At 57.3% G+C, this 15,005-nt stretch carries 15 protein-coding genes; 8 read left to right on the top strand and 7 right to left on the bottom strand.

What is annotated here, in order from left to right; genetic code table 11:
• Positions 1 to 286 precede the first annotated feature (286 nt).
• Positions 287 to 709, top strand: coding sequence for an outer membrane protein assembly factor BamE (locus P3M64_RS01805; protein ID WP_165886359.1), 423 nt, complete (start codon positions 287 to 289; stop codon positions 707 to 709).
• 170 nt (positions 710 to 879) lie between these two features.
• Here P3M64_RS01805 and P3M64_RS01800 read toward each other — a convergent pair whose 3' ends face one another.
• Positions 880 to 1,764 (bottom strand): phosphoribulokinase, encoded by an 885-nt coding sequence (locus tag P3M64_RS01800; protein ID WP_132939548.1) that lies wholly within the window; start codon positions 1,762 to 1,764, stop codon positions 880 to 882.
• A gap of 230 nt (positions 1,765 to 1,994) precedes the next feature.
• Positions 1,995 to 2,975, bottom strand: a complete 981-nt coding sequence (gene thiS, locus P3M64_RS01795; RefSeq protein ID WP_132939666.1) for a sulfur carrier protein ThiS — start codon at positions 2,973 to 2,975, stop codon at positions 1,995 to 1,997.
• A gap of 142 nt (positions 2,976 to 3,117) precedes the next feature.
• Here thiS and aroQ point away from each other — a divergent pair, with 142 nt between their 5' ends.
• From aroQ to aat, 4 genes are read left to right on the top strand one after another with little or no spacing between them, the layout of a single operon-like run.
• Positions 3,118 to 3,561 carry a type II 3-dehydroquinate dehydratase gene (aroQ, locus tag P3M64_RS01790; protein WP_132939549.1) on the top strand — a complete coding sequence of 148 codons (444 nt, stop codon included), beginning with the start codon at positions 3,118 to 3,120 and terminating at the stop codon, positions 3,559 to 3,561.
• Positions 3,562 to 3,573: 12 nt separating this feature from the next.
• Positions 3,574 to 4,038 (top strand): acetyl-CoA carboxylase biotin carboxyl carrier protein, encoded by a 465-nt coding sequence (gene accB / locus P3M64_RS01785; protein ID WP_132939550.1) that lies wholly within the window; start codon positions 3,574 to 3,576, stop codon positions 4,036 to 4,038.
• Between the two features lie 19 nt (positions 4,039 to 4,057).
• Positions 4,058 to 5,401, top strand: coding sequence for an acetyl-CoA carboxylase biotin carboxylase subunit (accC, locus tag P3M64_RS01780; RefSeq protein WP_132939551.1), 1,344 nt, complete (start codon positions 4,058 to 4,060; stop codon positions 5,399 to 5,401).
• Positions 5,394 to 6,080 carry a leucyl/phenylalanyl-tRNA--protein transferase gene (gene aat, locus P3M64_RS01775; RefSeq protein WP_132939552.1) on the top strand — a complete coding sequence of 229 codons (687 nt, stop codon included), beginning with the start codon at positions 5,394 to 5,396 and terminating at the stop codon, positions 6,078 to 6,080. The genes accC and aat overlap by 8 nt, the downstream gene beginning before the upstream one ends.
• Here aat and P3M64_RS01770 read toward each other — a convergent pair.
• From P3M64_RS01770 to P3M64_RS01750, 5 genes are all read right to left on the bottom strand, one after another.
• Positions 6,002 to 6,421 (bottom strand): DUF2155 domain-containing protein, encoded by a 420-nt coding sequence (locus tag P3M64_RS01770; protein WP_132939553.1) that lies wholly within the window; start codon positions 6,419 to 6,421, stop codon positions 6,002 to 6,004. The genes aat and P3M64_RS01770 overlap by 79 nt on opposite strands.
• Positions 6,418 to 7,080, bottom strand: coding sequence for a class I SAM-dependent methyltransferase (locus tag P3M64_RS01765; RefSeq protein ID WP_243644799.1), 663 nt, complete (start codon positions 7,078 to 7,080; stop codon positions 6,418 to 6,420). The genes P3M64_RS01770 and P3M64_RS01765 overlap by 4 nt, the downstream gene beginning before the upstream one ends.
• 160 nt (positions 7,081 to 7,240) lie before the next feature.
• Positions 7,241 to 7,720 carry an outer membrane lipid asymmetry maintenance protein MlaD gene (mlaD, locus tag P3M64_RS01760; RefSeq protein ID WP_243644800.1) on the bottom strand — a complete coding sequence of 160 codons (480 nt, stop codon included), beginning with the start codon at positions 7,718 to 7,720 and terminating at the stop codon, positions 7,241 to 7,243.
• The gene (locus P3M64_RS01755; protein ID WP_132939555.1) at positions 7,717 to 8,202 is read right to left on the bottom strand and encodes an MlaD family protein; all 486 of its coding nucleotides are present in this window, start codon (positions 8,200 to 8,202) and stop codon (positions 7,717 to 7,719) included. Before P3M64_RS01755 ends, mlaD begins: the two co-directional genes overlap by 4 nt.
• Before the next feature lie 119 nt (positions 8,203 to 8,321).
• Positions 8,322 to 8,678, bottom strand: coding sequence for an NADH:ubiquinone oxidoreductase subunit NDUFA12 (locus P3M64_RS01750; protein ID WP_132939556.1), 357 nt, complete (start codon positions 8,676 to 8,678; stop codon positions 8,322 to 8,324).
• A gap of 727 nt (positions 8,679 to 9,405) precedes the next feature.
• On the opposite strand from P3M64_RS01750, the gene P3M64_RS01745 reads away from it, so the two are divergent.
• The 3 genes from P3M64_RS01745 (at position 9,406) to P3M64_RS01735 (ending at position 14,989) form a co-directional block, all read left to right on the top strand.
• The gene (locus tag P3M64_RS01745; protein ID WP_132939557.1) at positions 9,406 to 13,083 is read left to right on the top strand and encodes a vitamin B12-dependent ribonucleotide reductase; all 3,678 of its coding nucleotides are present in this window, start codon (positions 9,406 to 9,408) and stop codon (positions 13,081 to 13,083) included.
• Positions 13,084 to 13,269: 186 nt separating this feature from the next.
• Positions 13,270 to 13,737 carry a RidA family protein gene (locus P3M64_RS01740; RefSeq protein WP_132939558.1) on the top strand — a complete coding sequence of 156 codons (468 nt, stop codon included), beginning with the start codon at positions 13,270 to 13,272 and terminating at the stop codon, positions 13,735 to 13,737.
• 100 nt (positions 13,738 to 13,837) lie between these two features.
• Complete coding sequence (locus P3M64_RS01735) at positions 13,838 to 14,989, top strand: GNAT family N-acetyltransferase (protein WP_243644801.1); 1,152 nt, start codon at positions 13,838 to 13,840, stop codon at positions 14,987 to 14,989.
• Positions 14,990 to 15,005 lie beyond the last annotated feature (16 nt).

Below are 15,005 nucleotides of genomic sequence, written 5' to 3'. Positions count from 1 at the left end.
TGACAGATGCCGGGGGGGGTGTCATTTATCTGCATTGGATAGACGGAAAAAGCCTACACGGCCTTTTCGGAGTCGGGGTGCGGCGCCCGCCTGTCCGTGTTCACGATCCGGTGATCGCGGTAGGTTGCGTTCACGATCCTAAAGACCACGGCATCCCCGCCTCCGACGGCTGTCTTAGGCCACCTGGGACGAAAAAGCGATAGATATAATGGGTCTTTTCAGTCAAGCAAGGCAATACACGTTTGCACGCGGAAGGAAATCGCGCCTCGCGTATTTCGCCGCCCTGATGCTTGTGGGCGTTGCACTTACGGCATGCGCCCCGCGCATCGAAACCCACGGCAGCGACCCCGACCCCGCAAAAGTTGCCGAGATCGTTCCCGGCGATTACACGAAACAAACCGTTAAAGACGTACTTGGATCCCCCTCTTCCGTCGCCGTGTTCGACAAGAACGAGGTCTGGTACTACATCACCGAGCACACGGCGACCGAGGCATTTTTTAAACCCAAAGTCACCGCGCGAACGATCCTTGTAATCGCCTTCGACAACAAGGGTGTCGTCCGTTCCGTTAAGAAAGTAGGACTGGATCAAGCCCAAAACATGACGCCGGTGACACGAGAAACACCTACCGCGGGGAACGAATTGACGCTGATGCAACAGCTTTTGGGCAATCTGGGACGTTTCGAAGACACCGGAAAGAAAAAGCCGTAGCTCCTACCCCTGCCGCGACAAGCTTTCATAAACGGCTTGATGTACGGCTTGTTCGATGTACGGCTTGGACGCTTGTGGCTCATCGGTTCGGGTGTCACGCATCCACCCGGGAAAAAGCCCCCGGAAATTTATTTTCCAGGGGCCGTACGCCATGAAGTTACGGAAAAGCCTTACTTATGGCGGTTATCCAACATGTAGCTGATGATCGGCGTCAAAATTAATTCCATCGCCAGTCCCATTTTTCCACCGGGAACGACGATGGTGTTGCGCCGCGACATGAAGGAATCATGGATCATCTGTAAGAGATATGGGAAATCCACGCCTCCCGGAATTGCCTCTGGGCTACGGAAACGAATCACGACAAGGCTTTCATCGGGCGTCGGGATGTCACGCGATATAATCGGATCGGACGTATCCACCACGGGAACGCGCTGGAAGTTGATATCCGTATTGACGAATTGCGGTACGATGTAATGAACGTAGTCGTGCATTCGCCTCAAAATGGTATCCATCACCGCTTCTTGAGAATACCCCCGCTGGCTGGTGTCACGGTGGATTTTTTGTATCCACTCCAGATTGATCACGGGAACCACGCCGATCCGTAGATCCGTACACGACTTCATATTGATTCCATTGGACACGATGGCGCCATGAAGTCCCTCGTAAAACATCAGATCGGTGTTAGGTGGGATATCTTCCCAGGGGGTGAACTCTCCGGGCTTCAATCCCGGATAGGCCGCCGCTTCGCTTTCACTATGCAGATACAGCCGACGTTTGCCTCGCCCCGTCTCACCGTAGGTCTTAAAAAGCTCCTCCAATTCTTTAAAAAGATTCGCTTTTTCTCCGAAATGGCTAAAGGTGTTGTCCCCTCTTTTTTCGGCTTCGAGCATCTGCTTTTTCATGTCGGCGCGATTATAGCGGTGAAAACTATCCCCCTCGATCACGGCGGCATTGATTTTCGCACGCCTAAATACATGTTCGAAGGCGTCCTTGACGGTGCTCGTTCCCGCACCGGACGACCCGGTCACGGCGATGATCGGATGTTTAATGGACACGTTAATCCCCCCCTGTTTTACAATTATTTCGAGTTTTTCACCGCTCCTTTATAGGGCGGTGCGGTAAAATTACCCGTCCAGGCACCCCCGCCTGCACGTACACGTTGTCATAGCGTATATTCGCAGTTTCGCATAGAACACAATACGCGTCACCGTCCTTGCACGATCTGGTCGCTTTTTAAAAACGAAGACGAAAAGTGAAAAATTCGCCGTACGCCGAGGCGAAATGCCTAAATCAAGCCCGCCAGGGGCGAGCTGGGATCGGCGTAACGTTTCTTCGCCATGCGTCCCGCAAGGTAGGCGAGACGCCCCGATTCGACGGCCAACTTCATGGCTCGCGCCATTTTAATCGGATCCTTGGCCTCGGCGATGGCGGTATTCATCAACACCCCGTCACAGCCCAGTTCCATCGCCACGGCGGCATCGGACGCGGTGCCGACCCCGGCATCGACCAAGACGGGAACCTTGGACTGTTCGATAATCAGGCGAATCCCGACCGGGTTTTGAATCCCCAAACCCGATCCGATCGGCGCGGCCAAGGGCATAATCGCCACGCAGCCCAAATCCTCCAGCTTACGCGCCATGATCGGGTCGTCCGAACAATAGACCATCACCTTAAAGCCTTCGCGAACCAACGTTTCTGCGGCGATCAAGGTTTCCGTCATGTTCGGGTACAAGGTTTTCTGATCGCCCAAAACCTCCAATTTAACGAGATCCCAACCGCCCGCTTCACGCGCCAGACGCAGCGTGCGCACGGCGTCGTCCGCCGTATAACACCCCGCCGTGTTGGGCAAATAGGTATAGGTGTTGGGATCGACATAATCGACCAGCATCGGCTGAGAGGGGTCGGAAACATTAACCCGGCGTACCGCCACGGTGACGATTTGCGCGCCCGAGGCTTCAATCGCCTTGGCCGTTTCTTCGAAATCCTTGTATTTTCCCGTTCCCACCAGAAGGCGTGACCAGAAGGTTTTTCCGGCAATATCGAACGTATCTCTATTGGTATCGGACGCGCCGCCACCGATAAAATGGACGATTTCCAGACGGTCACCCTGACCGAGAATCGTCGTTTCATAGGCCGATTTAGATACGATTTCCTGATTGCGTTCGACCGCGACCTTGCCGCCGTCCAATCCGATGGTGGACAGCAATTTCGCAACGCTCAAGACATCGTCGAAGTCACGGCTTTCGCCATTTATAGTCAAGCGAATAGACATGGAGTATCCTCAAAGCTGGTATTTTTTTGCGCATGCGTTCAAGAAATTGAAACTAACATAGGGAAATCTCGCTGTTACACAAGGCCGCGTGGTGCTATAACGCCCCCCTCATCATGATAAACAGGATTTCTCGGCGATGACCTCTCAGATCCTGGTCTTGAACGGCCCCAACCTGAACATGCTCGGCGCCCGCGAGCCCGAAATTTACGGACACGAGACCCTGGCGGATATCGAAGCGGCGACCCGCGCACACGCTCAAAAATGCGGTCTGGGGGTGACCTTCCGCCAGTCCAACAGCGAAGGCGAGCTGGTCGGCTGGGTGCAGCAGGCCCGCCACGACCGCGCCGCCGCGTTGATCGTCAACGCCGGGGCTTATACGCACACTTCCGTAGCGCTGCTCGACGCGCTTTTATCGTGCGATCTCCCGGTCGTTGAAGTTCACCTATCCAACATCCATCAGCGCGAGGAATTTCGCCACCACTCGTATGTCTCTAAGGCCGCCGTCGGCATGATCGCCGGTTTCGGCGGTTTTGGTTACGCCATGGCCGTGGACGCCCTCGCCCACATTTTAAAACAATAAGTGACAGGATAAATGACGCACAAACTCGACGTTGACGATGAATTGATTCGCAAATTGGCCGCCGTTCTGGATGAAACAGGATTGACCGAGATCGAATATGGCCAGGGCGACGTGCACGTCCGCATCGCCCGCACCGCCGCCGTCACTCACATCGACGCGCCCAGAGTGCCCCACTCGCCCGCGCCGGTCCATGGCGCGCCCCCCGTTGATGCGCCCGCGCCCGCGCCTTCTCCCGCCGAGCACCCCGGTGTCGTCACCTCGCCGATGGTCGGCGTCGTCTATACCTCGGCCGAACCCGGCGCTCCGGCGTTTGTCAACGTCGGCGACGTCGTCAAGGCGGGCGACACCGTCATGTTGGTCGAGGCGATGAAGGTCTTCAACCAGATACACGCGCCCAAGGATGGAACCGTTACCGAGATTCTCGTCGAAACGGGCGCGCCCATCGAATTTGGCGAACCCTTACTGATTATCGAATAAGAGAACGGGACTGATCACAATGTTCGACAAAGTTCTCATCGCCAACCGCGGCGAAATTGCCTTACGTATCTTAAGGGCATGCAAGGAAATGGGAATCCAAACGGTGGCCGTGCATTCCACCGCCGACGCCGACGCCATGCACGTGCGCCTAGCCGACGAATCGGTGTGCATCGGCCCGCCCGCGGCCAAGGACAGCTATCTCAATATCCCCGCCATTCTCTGTGCCGCGGCAAATTCAAACGCCGACGCTATCCACCCCGGATACGGCTTCCTGTCGGAGAACGCCGACTTCGCCGCCATGGTCGAAGAACACGGTTTTACCTTCATCGGCCCGACCGCCGAACACATCAAGCTGATGGGCGATAAGATCGCCGCAAAGGAGGCCGTCAAAGCGGCGGGAATCCCCGTCGTGCCCGGGTCCGACGGCGCGGTCAAAGATATCGACGAGGCCCTGTCCATCGCCGAGGAAATCGGCTACCCGGTTCTGATCAAAGCCTCGGCCGGAGGTGGTGGACGCGGCATGAAGCTCGCACAAAACGCCTCCGAACTGCCCGACGCCATCAAGATGGCCGCGAACGAAGCCGAATCGGCTTTTGGTAGCGGTGAGGTTTATCTGGAAAAATATCTGCAAAAACCTCGCCATATCGAAATTCAGGTCCTCGCCGATCATTTCGGCAATGTCGTTCACCTGGGCGAACGCGACTGCTCGCTGCAACGACGCAACCAAAAGGTTCTCGAGGAGGCGCCCTCGCCCGCGCTCAACGCCGAACAACGCGCCGAAATCGGCGCCATCGCCGCCGAGGCCATCGCCAAAATCGGCTATCGCAGCGCGGGAACCATCGAATTTCTGTACGAGGACGGCCGTTTTTACTTCATCGAAATGAACACCCGTCTTCAGGTCGAACATCCCGTCACGGAAATGATTACCGGCATTGATCTGGTGCGCGAAATGGTGCGCATCGCCAATGGCGCACCCCTGGGTTACGCCCAAGAAGACATAACCTTCTCCGGGCACGCCATTGAATGTCGGATCAACGCCGAAAACCCGGTCACGTTCATGCCGTCGCCGGGCACGGTGGGGATTTATCACGCTCCGGGCGGCCTTGGGGTGCGGGTCGATTCGGCGTTGTACTCCAGCTACAAGGTTCCCCCACATTACGACAGCATGATCGCCAAACTGATCGTGCACGGCACCAATCGCAACGAATGTCTCATGCGTTTGCGGCGGGCCTTGAGCGAATTTGTCATCGATGGCCTGGAAACCACCATTCCTCTGCATCAACGCTTGGTCTCGGCGGCGGATGTCATCAATGGCGATTACAACATTCACTGGTTGGAAAAGTTCGTCGATAAGGATGCCTAGACCCTCCGTTGGCCCGCACCTTCTGACACCGGAAATCCTGGTGCGCGCCTATGCCGCCGGCGTTTTTCCCATGTCGGAAAGCCGCGATGACCCGACAATTTTTTGGGTTGACCCCGAAGTTCGGGGCATCCTTCCTTTGGACGGCTTGCATGTTTCGCGCTCGCTGCGCAAAACGGTTCGTAAATCGCTCTTTGAAGTGCGCTGCGACACCGCATTCGAGGCCGTGATCGACGCCTGCGCCGAGACGACGCCCGAACGTCCCGAGACCTGGATTAACGATAAAATCCGCCGCTGTTTTATAGAAATGCATACCCTGGGTCTCGCGCACAGTGTCGAAACCTGGAAGGACGGTCGCCTCGTCGGCGGACTTTACGGGCTGGCGTTGAAAGGCGCTTTTTTTGGCGAAAGCATGTTCTCGCGAATGACCGACGCCTCGAAAGTGGCGTTGGTCCACCTCGTGGCGCGCTTGAATATCTCGGGATTTCGCCTGCTCGACAGTCAGTTCCTCACCGAGCATCTCCACCGTCTGGGCGCAATCGAAATTTCGGCGGCCGACTACCACAAGCGCCTCGACGACGCCTTTAGCGTTGACGCCGAATTTTACTGTGACCCACCACCGTCGCTGCTCGAAGGTGCGCTCGAAGCCGTGTTTATGCAATCGAGAACCCAAACGTCGTAGACCGGGTGCTCCATCGCCGACAAGGCGGGGCTGGAGGCGAACATCCAGCCGCGAAATACGCTCGCGGTCGGTTCGCCGGGGCGTTCTTCCCAGATATCCAAAAACGCAGCGCTTTCGGGCGTATCTTCCGGGGGTTTTTTGTCGCACGCCCGGGCGATGATTTCCAGCGTGCCGAAATGGACCACCCGTCCGATCGGGGCCTCGATTTTGGTTACCCGCGCCGTGACCTTGTCCAGCGCCTGCAAAACCGCCGTATTGTAGGGGACAGCCCATGCCGGCGCGGACAGGAGCAGTAAAAAAAAGCTACTCAAAACGAAGACATAAAGAGGGTCGCGTTTCATCGGATCTCCGGTTTTTCTGCATGGAACCGTAGGCGCACATAGTCTAGCACCCACCCCTCTTCGGGAGTGCACAGGTCGGCGCGAACAGCGGCGCGGACAGCATCCATAAGCGCAGCGCGCCGGGCGGAATCGACCGCGCTTAGGAAAGATTCGGCGAAGGTCTCCAGCCATGAGATAAAATCGCCGGGCAGTGGGGTCGGTCGGTCAAAAAGCATGATAGCCGATACCGTAAAGCCTGCCTCTTCCAAGATATCCCGATAGCTTTCGCGGGAAGGGAAAAACCAAGGATCGAACGCCTTGCCATCGACGCCGCACTTGGACAAAGCGTCAAGCAAAGCGCGCCGAACGGTGGCCACGTTGCCGATACCGCCCATTTCCCCGATGAACCTGCCGCCCGGACGCAACGCCCGAAAGACACTTTTGGCGACATCTTCGGGCGGGTGCATCCAGTGCAGCGCGGCATTGGAAAAAACCGCATCGAAGTCGTTCTCGTAGAGTAAATGCGCGCCATGTCCGACATGAGCGGCGATCCCGCGCGCGCGCGCCGTCTTGACTTGATCGGGGGCGAAATCGATCCCCACCACATTGCCTCCTCTTTCGGCAATCGCCGCCCCGAGCGTCCCGTCACCACAACCTAAATCAAGGATATCCTCCCCCATACGTGGGGCCAACTCATCCAAAAGCTCCCGACCGAACTCAGAAACGAACGCGGCGTTTCGACGGTAACGTTCGGAATCCCAATATTGAGAGGTCGGACCAGCGCTCCGCGTATTTTGGCGCATAAGGGGAAAACCTTTCCGATGCACATAAAGGATGGCGTTATGGGTTACCCTTGCCCGTCCCGCCGGTGGCGAGAAAAATAATCTCACCGACCTGATCTTCCAGAGAACGGTAATCCTTGGTGTGGGTGATTTGCCCGCCATCGGCGATCATGGCGGTATCCTTACCCGGTTCCAGACGAACGTATTTATCGCCCAACATACCACTGGACGTAATCGAGGCCACCGTATCCTTAGGCAGACGAACATCACCGGCCAAACGCAAGGTCACCATAGCATCATAGTTTTTAGGGTCGAGCCCCGCATCGACGACGGTTCCCACCTTGACGCCGCTTAAGCGAACGTCCGATCCCTTGCTCAGCCCGCCGATCGTATAAAAGGCGGCCTTCACCTCGTAACCGGACATGGTTCCGACTTGGGCGGTGTTGATGGCGAAATAGACAAAAACGCCGGCCACGATCAAAACCGCCGCCCCCATCACCGTCTCGATCGCGTGTCTGCCCATGGTATCCTCACTCATTTTCCATTCGCGGCGGGTTTTTTCTCCTGGCGGCGCGCCTTGCCTTCGGAGATGATCAAGTTCAACAAATCACTGACGATCACGGAGTCCTGAGTAAAGGAAATAGTATCGCCCGATTTCAAGTTCTTTATATCCCCACCCGGTTCCAACACGACGGCCTTGGAGCCGAAAAGACCGTCGGTGTGAATGGCGGCGGAAGAATCCTTGGGCAGCACGACATCCTTTTTAATTTTTAAGGTCACCACGGCCCGATAGTTTTTATCGAGCCGCTGCATCCCGACCGTTCCGACACGCACACCCGCCAAACGAACATCGTCGCCTTCGTATAGGCCGTCGATCCGGTTAAACACGGCGTTAAGCTCATAATAGTCGCCCGATGCGCCCGCGCCAATGTCCCGCGAGGTATACGAAAAGACCACCGCCATCACAAAAATAGCGAACACCACCGCGCCTGTAACGATATTGCGAGTTTCCGTATTCACGGTCTGCTGGCCCTCATCAATTACACGCTCTTTATGCGAACTCGATATGCTCTCGGCGGGGCGTATTTGCCTGGACGCCCCCCCCCAGAACCCCCTCTATCCTTTACGTTATAAGGAGATTATTCCGGTTGCCAAGCCTGATAATCGCCCGTGGCGTGCTGGCGCTGCGCCCCGGCCGCAGGATGGCCCTTGGGATGATAGGCGTTGACCGTCCCCGTTAGATTAGGCAAATGCTCTTTTTGCCACGCCTTGGGCTGTATCCCCTTTTCCGACAAAGGCGCGGCGCTGGTGTGATGTAGCCAGGCATGCCATTCGCCGGGCACCTTCGAAGGTTCGGCCTTACCCCGATAAAGCACCCAACGACGTTCGCGCCCATTAAGCTTGGGTCCCTTGGAGCGGTAATACCGATTGCCGAATTCATCGGCGCCGACCAAATCGCCTTTCAATAAGGTATAGAGGCGCGTTGAAATAGACATGACGAGGAATCTCCTTAAAATCAATATGCAGTGCATCTGGACTTGGCGTTATCCAAAGGCCGGGACCCGGGTACGAACCCGATTTTTGCGGGCGTCATACTGCGCGATTCATAAACCGCTACCGGCAATAAAGCCACAGAATATGCCCCGTATTTTTATTCGGCAAGGACCCCTTATCCCTACACGAATCCCCCAACCCGATTCTTAGTTCGAGGCGGACACGGGAGGTGGCGCCCCGCACGACGAAAACTCCCCCAAAAGTTGAACTTTGCGCGTTGAAGGCCCATGAACTCAAGCATTTTCACCTGCCGCAACGATGCTCTCCAAAGACATCGAGTTCGGATGCGACATTGAGTAAAAAATTCAAAATAACACTACAATACATTGATATTAAATGATTACATGAAATCTGTGGAAAAAATTCTTCTTGAACATCCGGATGTTTTAGAGCTACATCTTGTGCGTTCGCCGCCCAGAGAATACGCAATGTAGTGTATCCAATGCACGTTGCATGGCGTTTATGGTGACGGCGGGCGCACGATGCGCCGAAAACAAGGCGCACCGCCATCTTGGGGGACATTCCATGCGTGCCATATTTCGTATGCGTCGTAGGCGTTTGTCTAAAAATCATAGGCCTGGAGTCATCGTCTTTTTGACCCGGGGGGCCTGACGGCTCACATCGAAAAAGAAAATCATCAATCCCTAGAAAACGGGTACAAAAAACCTCATGCGTATTCTCCGTCACTTCACCCAAGCCGACTGTTCCCCCTATGACAATTTTCAGTTTCGCACCACATCGAGCGAGATTAAAAACCCCGACGGCTCGGTCGTGTTCCAATTGCCGAACATGGAAGCCCCCGTTGGCTGGTCCCAGGTCGCCTGCGACGTCTTGGCGCAGAAATATTTCCGCAAGGCCGGCGTCCCCAGCGCCCTCAAGCCCGTGGAAGAAAATACCGTCCCCTCTTTTTTGTGGCGCAAGGTCGCCGATCAAAAAAAACTGAACGATCTTCCCGAAGAGGCGCGGACAACCTCGGAAACCAGCTGTAAGCAAGTTTTCGACCGTCTGGCCGGCACCTGGACCTACTGGGGATGGAAAGGCGGATATTTCGACGCCGAGGAAGACGCCCAAGCCTATTTCGATGAAATGCGCTATATGCTGTGCGCCCAGATCGGCGCCCCCAATTCGCCGCAGTGGTTCAACACCGGATTGTTCTGGGCTTACGGCATCGACGGCCCGGCCCAGGGCCACCATTATGTCGATTTCAAAACCGGCAAACTGATTAAATCCAAATCCGCCTACGAACATCCGCAGCCCCACGCCTGCTTCATCCAGTCGATCGAAGACGATTTGGTCAACGAGGGCGGCATCATGGATTTGTGGGTGCGCGAAGCGCGCCTGTTCAAGTACGGTTCAGGCACGGGCACCAATTTTTCCAAGCTGCGCGCCGGCAACGAAGGGCTTTCAGGCGGCGGAAAATCGTCCGGACTGATGAGTTTTTTGAAGATCGGCGACCGCGCGGCGGGCGCGATTAAATCGGGCGGCACGACGAGGCGCGCGGCGAAAATGGTGGTGGTTGACGTCGATCATCCCGATATCGGCGAGTTCATCAACTGGAAGGTTCACGAAGAGCAAAAAGTCGCAGCTTTAGTCACAGGATCGAAGCTGGCGAAAAAACACCTCAACGCCGTGATGGCGGCATGCCGGGCGCCGGGACTGGGTGACGACGAACGCTTCAATCCGAAAAGCAACCCCGAATTGAAGCGCACTATCAAGGACGCCCGCGCGGTCATGATCCCGGAAAACTACATCCAACGGATCATCCAATTCGCCGAACAAGGCTTCCTCGAAGTCGATTTTCCGACCTATGACACCGACTGGGATTCCGAAGCCTACCTGACGGTATCGGGGCAAAACTCCAACAACACCGTGCGTCTGACCAACGACTTCATTCAAACCGTGCTCGACGGCGGCGACTGGGACCTGATTCGGCGCACCGACGGGGTGGTCAGCAAGACCGTTAAAGCCCGCGACCTTTGGGACGATATCGGCCATGCCGCCTGGGCCTGCGCCGATCCCGGCCTACAGTTCGACACCACCATCAACGAATGGCACACCTGCCCGCAATCGGGGCGCATCAACGCCTCCAACCCGTGCTCGGAATACATGTTCCTGGACGATACCGCCTGCAATCTGGCGTCCTTGAACCTGATGAACTTCATCGAGGAGGATGCTTCCTTCGCCGCCGCCGCCTTCGCACACGCGGTACGCCTGTGGACCGTCACCCTGGAAATTTCGGTGATGATGGCGCAGTTTCCCTCGGCGGAAATTGCCCAGCGATCATACGATTTCCGAACCCTGGGCCTAGGCTTCGCCAATATCGGCGGCTATCTGATGGCCGCCGGATATTCCTATGACAGCCCCGAGGGACGCGCCATTTGCGGCGCCGTGTCGGCGCTGATGACCGGTGTTTCCTACGCCACCTCAGCGGAGATGGCCGAACAGTTGGGCACGTTCCCCCGCTACCGGGAAAACGCCCAGTCCATGCTCAACGTGATCCGCAACCACCGTCTCGCGGCCCACGGCAAGAACAAGGGATACGAGGGACTTTCCGTCCTCCCCGTGCCGCTGGACAGCGCCAATTGTCCCGACGAGCCCCTGATCGAAGCGGCCAAAAACGCCTGGGACGCCGCCCTTGAGTTGGGTGAGGCCCATGGTTACCGCAACGCCCAAACCACCGTTGTCGCCCCCACCGGCACGATCGGCCTGGTGATGGATTGCGACACAACCGGAATCGAGCCCGATTTCGCCCTGGTCAAGTTCAAGAAACTGGCCGGCGGCGGGTATTTCAAGATCATCAATCGCATGGTCCCGACCGCCCTGACCCGATTGGGCTATGGCGAGAACGAGATTTTCGATATCGAACGCTACGCCCTTGGCCACGGCACCTTGAAGGGGGCGCCCGCCATTAATCACGATAGCCTCAAGGAAAAGGGCTTCACGGCGGACATCCTGCAAGATCTGGAAACGTCCCTGACGGACACCTTCGACATTAAATTCGTTTTCAACAAGTGGACTCTGGGTGAGGCCTTTTGTATCCAAACCCTGAACATTCCCCTTGAGGCGTTGAACGACCTTTCTTTCGACATGCTGGCGTTCTTAGGGTTCTCCCGTCAACAAATCGAAGACGCCAACACCTACGTTTGTGGCGCGATGACACTGGAAGGCGCGCCGCACATCAAGGACGAGCATCTCGCGGTGTTCGACTGCGCCAATCCCTGTGGGCGGATCGGCAAGCGCTCACTCAGCGTCGAGAGCCATATCCGCATGATGGCGGCGGCGCAGCCTTTCATCTCGGGGGCCATCTCGAAAACCATCAACATGCCCAATTCGGCCACCGTGGACGAATGCAAGGACGCCTACATGCTGTCGTGGCGCCTGGGCGTCAAGGCCAACGCCCTATACCGCGATGGATCGAAATTGAGCCAACCCCTGCAAAGCGCCCTGCTGGATGACGACGACGATGAGGATACCCTGGGCGAACAACTGGCCGCGGCCAATTCGAACAGCGAAAGGGTCGAACGGGTCGCCGAACGCATCGTCGAGCGCATCGTCAACCGCGCCGAACGTGGTCGCCTGCCCCACCGCCGCAAGGGATATACGCAAAAGGCCGTCGTCGGCGGCCATAAGGTCTATCTGCGCACCGGGGAATACGAAGACGGTCGCCTGGGCGAAATCTTCATCGACATGCACAAGGAGGGCGCGGCCTTCCGCTCCTTGATGAACAACTTCGCAATCGCGATTTCGATCGCGCTTCAATACGGCGTCCCACTGGAGGAATTCGTCGAAGCCTTCACCTTTACCCGGTTCGAGCCTTCCGGCCTGGTCGAAGGCAACGACACCATCAAGATGGCGACGTCGATCCTCGATTACCTGTTCCGCGAATTGGCCGTATCCTACCTTGGGCGCAACGATCTCGCCCACGTTCAACCCGCCGACACCCTGCCCGACGCCTTAGGTTCGGGCAACGACGAGGGCGACTTGAAAAAAGCCGAGGAAGCGTTGGAAATGGTCGAGCGCATGGCCAGCCAAGGGTTCATGCGCGGAAAGCTGACGGTGATCAGCGGCGCCAAAGACCGCAAAAGCGTGGAAAAAAGCGCCGAATCCGCCTTGTTGGACACCCCCCTCGCCGCGCCGCAATCCTTATCGACAGGCACCGACCATACCTCAATCAGCGTCGAAAGCACCATGGTGGAAACCGTCGATATTCATATGGAACGTGTCCGCGAGGCGCGCATGAAGGGCTATGAGGGCGATTCGTGCGGTGAGTGCGGCAACTTCACCTTGGTGCGCAACGGTACCTGCATGAAATGTGACACATGTGGAGCGACCAGCGGCTGTTCGTAACGATACGACCGCACGACGCTCATCTCCTTGATCCGCGGCGTCGATTATTGACATCTGCGGGACGCTCCCATGGGGGCGTCTCGTTTTTTTTAACCTTGAACATTCCCCCTGGAACCAAGAAGGCTCTTCTCATTTGTAAAAACCGGCTTATCTTCAAGCGATCTTTCTTAAGCTAAGGAGTCCGTCATGCCCAAAACCGTCGAAGAACGCCTCAAGGAAAAAGGCGTCACCCTGCCCCAGGCCGCCGCCCCCGCCGCCAACTATGTACCGTTCGTCGTTTCCGGCAACTTGGTCGTCGTATCGGGGCAGATCACCGTGGAAAACGGCGCCTTGAAATACCTGGGTCGCCTAGGTGACACTATAGACGTCGACGAGGGGTACGCCGCGGCGCGATTGTGCGGGCTCAACCTGATCGCCCAACTTAAGGCGGCTTGCGGCGGCGATCTTGAGCGGGTCAAGCGCGTCGTCCGCCTGGGCGGCTTCGTCCACTGCACCGCCGACTTCACCGACCACCCCAAAGTCGTCAACGGGGCATCCGACCTCATGGTCGAGGTTTTCGGCGACATCGGCAAACATGCCCGCGCCGCCGTCGGCGCACCCTCCCTCCCCCTTGGCGTCGCGGTTGAAGTCGAGGGGTTGTTTGAAATTGAATAACATGCATGCCTGTTTTTATCCCTCCCCCACCCCTGCCTACACCCACATCGTTGGGCCGACGCGCGCCCATTTTTGAGCCATGGCGGATGGATCGAACGCTTTGGAAATCAGCCTCCTTGAGGCCATCGGCGACATTTCGGCGGACGCCTGGGATATTTGCGCCGGGGGCGTAAATCCATTCGTCAGCCACGCCTTTTTATCTGCCCTGGAAGATAGCGCCACCTTGGGGGCGCAGAACGGCTGGCTGGTGCGCCATGTCGTCGCGCACGCCCCCTCGGGCAGGCTCGTCGCCTGTGCCCCGATGTACGTCAAGTCCCATTCCTATGGGGAATACGTCTTCGACTGGGCATGGGCCGACGCTTACGAACGCGCCGGAGGGCGATATTACCCCAAGCTGCTGTGCGCGGCGCCGTTCACCCCTGTCGCCGGCCCCCGGCTCCTGGTCCACCCCGACGCCCCCGAGGGGACCAAGGCCCTGCTCATCGACGCCATGGTGGACATCGCCCGGCGCATGGCCGTGTCGTCGCTCCACGTCACCTTTCCCGATAAAAACGACTGGGCCGCCCTGGGAAGCAAAAACTTCATACCCCGGATCGGACGGCAATACCATTGGTCCAATCCGGGATACGCCGATTTCGACGCCTTTTTAGCCGCGCTGTCTTCGCGTAAGCGCAAACAGATTCGCAAGGAGCGGCGCACCGCTCTTGGCCCCGAGCGGGAAATCGAGGTCGTGCGCCTGAACGGGGCGGACATTCACGAGGAACACTGGGACGCCTTGTATCGTTTTTACATGGACACCGGGGCGCGCAAATGGGGGCGGCCCTATCTCAACCGTACTTTTTTTTCCCTACTTGGCGAACGCATGGCCGATCGCGTACTTCTCATCATGGCGCGGCGCGGCGGGCGCTGGATCGCCGGCGCGCTGAATTTGATTGGCTCCGACGGCCTGTACGGGCGCTATTGGGGGGCCGTGGAACACGTCCCCTGCCTGCATTTCGAGATCTGCTATTACCAAGCCATTGAATACGCCATAACCCATCGTTTAAAAACCGTCGAGGCGGGCGCCCAGGGTGAACACAAAATCGCCCGAGGTTATCTTCCGGTGGAAACCTACAGCGCCCATTGGGTGCGCGACGACGGCTTTCGCGACGCCCTGGAACGGGCGATCGAGGCCGAACGCGACGCCGTGGCCGAGGAAATTGATGAGTTGGCTGATTTTTCACCGTTCCGCGCGCCTTCCACCCCCAAGTGAAGGCTATGATTTCCTC

The organism is Varunaivibrio sulfuroxidans (assembly GCF_029318635.1).
Lineage (GTDB): Bacteria > Pseudomonadota > Alphaproteobacteria > Rhodospirillales > Magnetovibrionaceae > Varunaivibrio > Varunaivibrio sulfuroxidans.
This window is presented reverse-complemented; position numbering and strand designations above follow the sequence as displayed.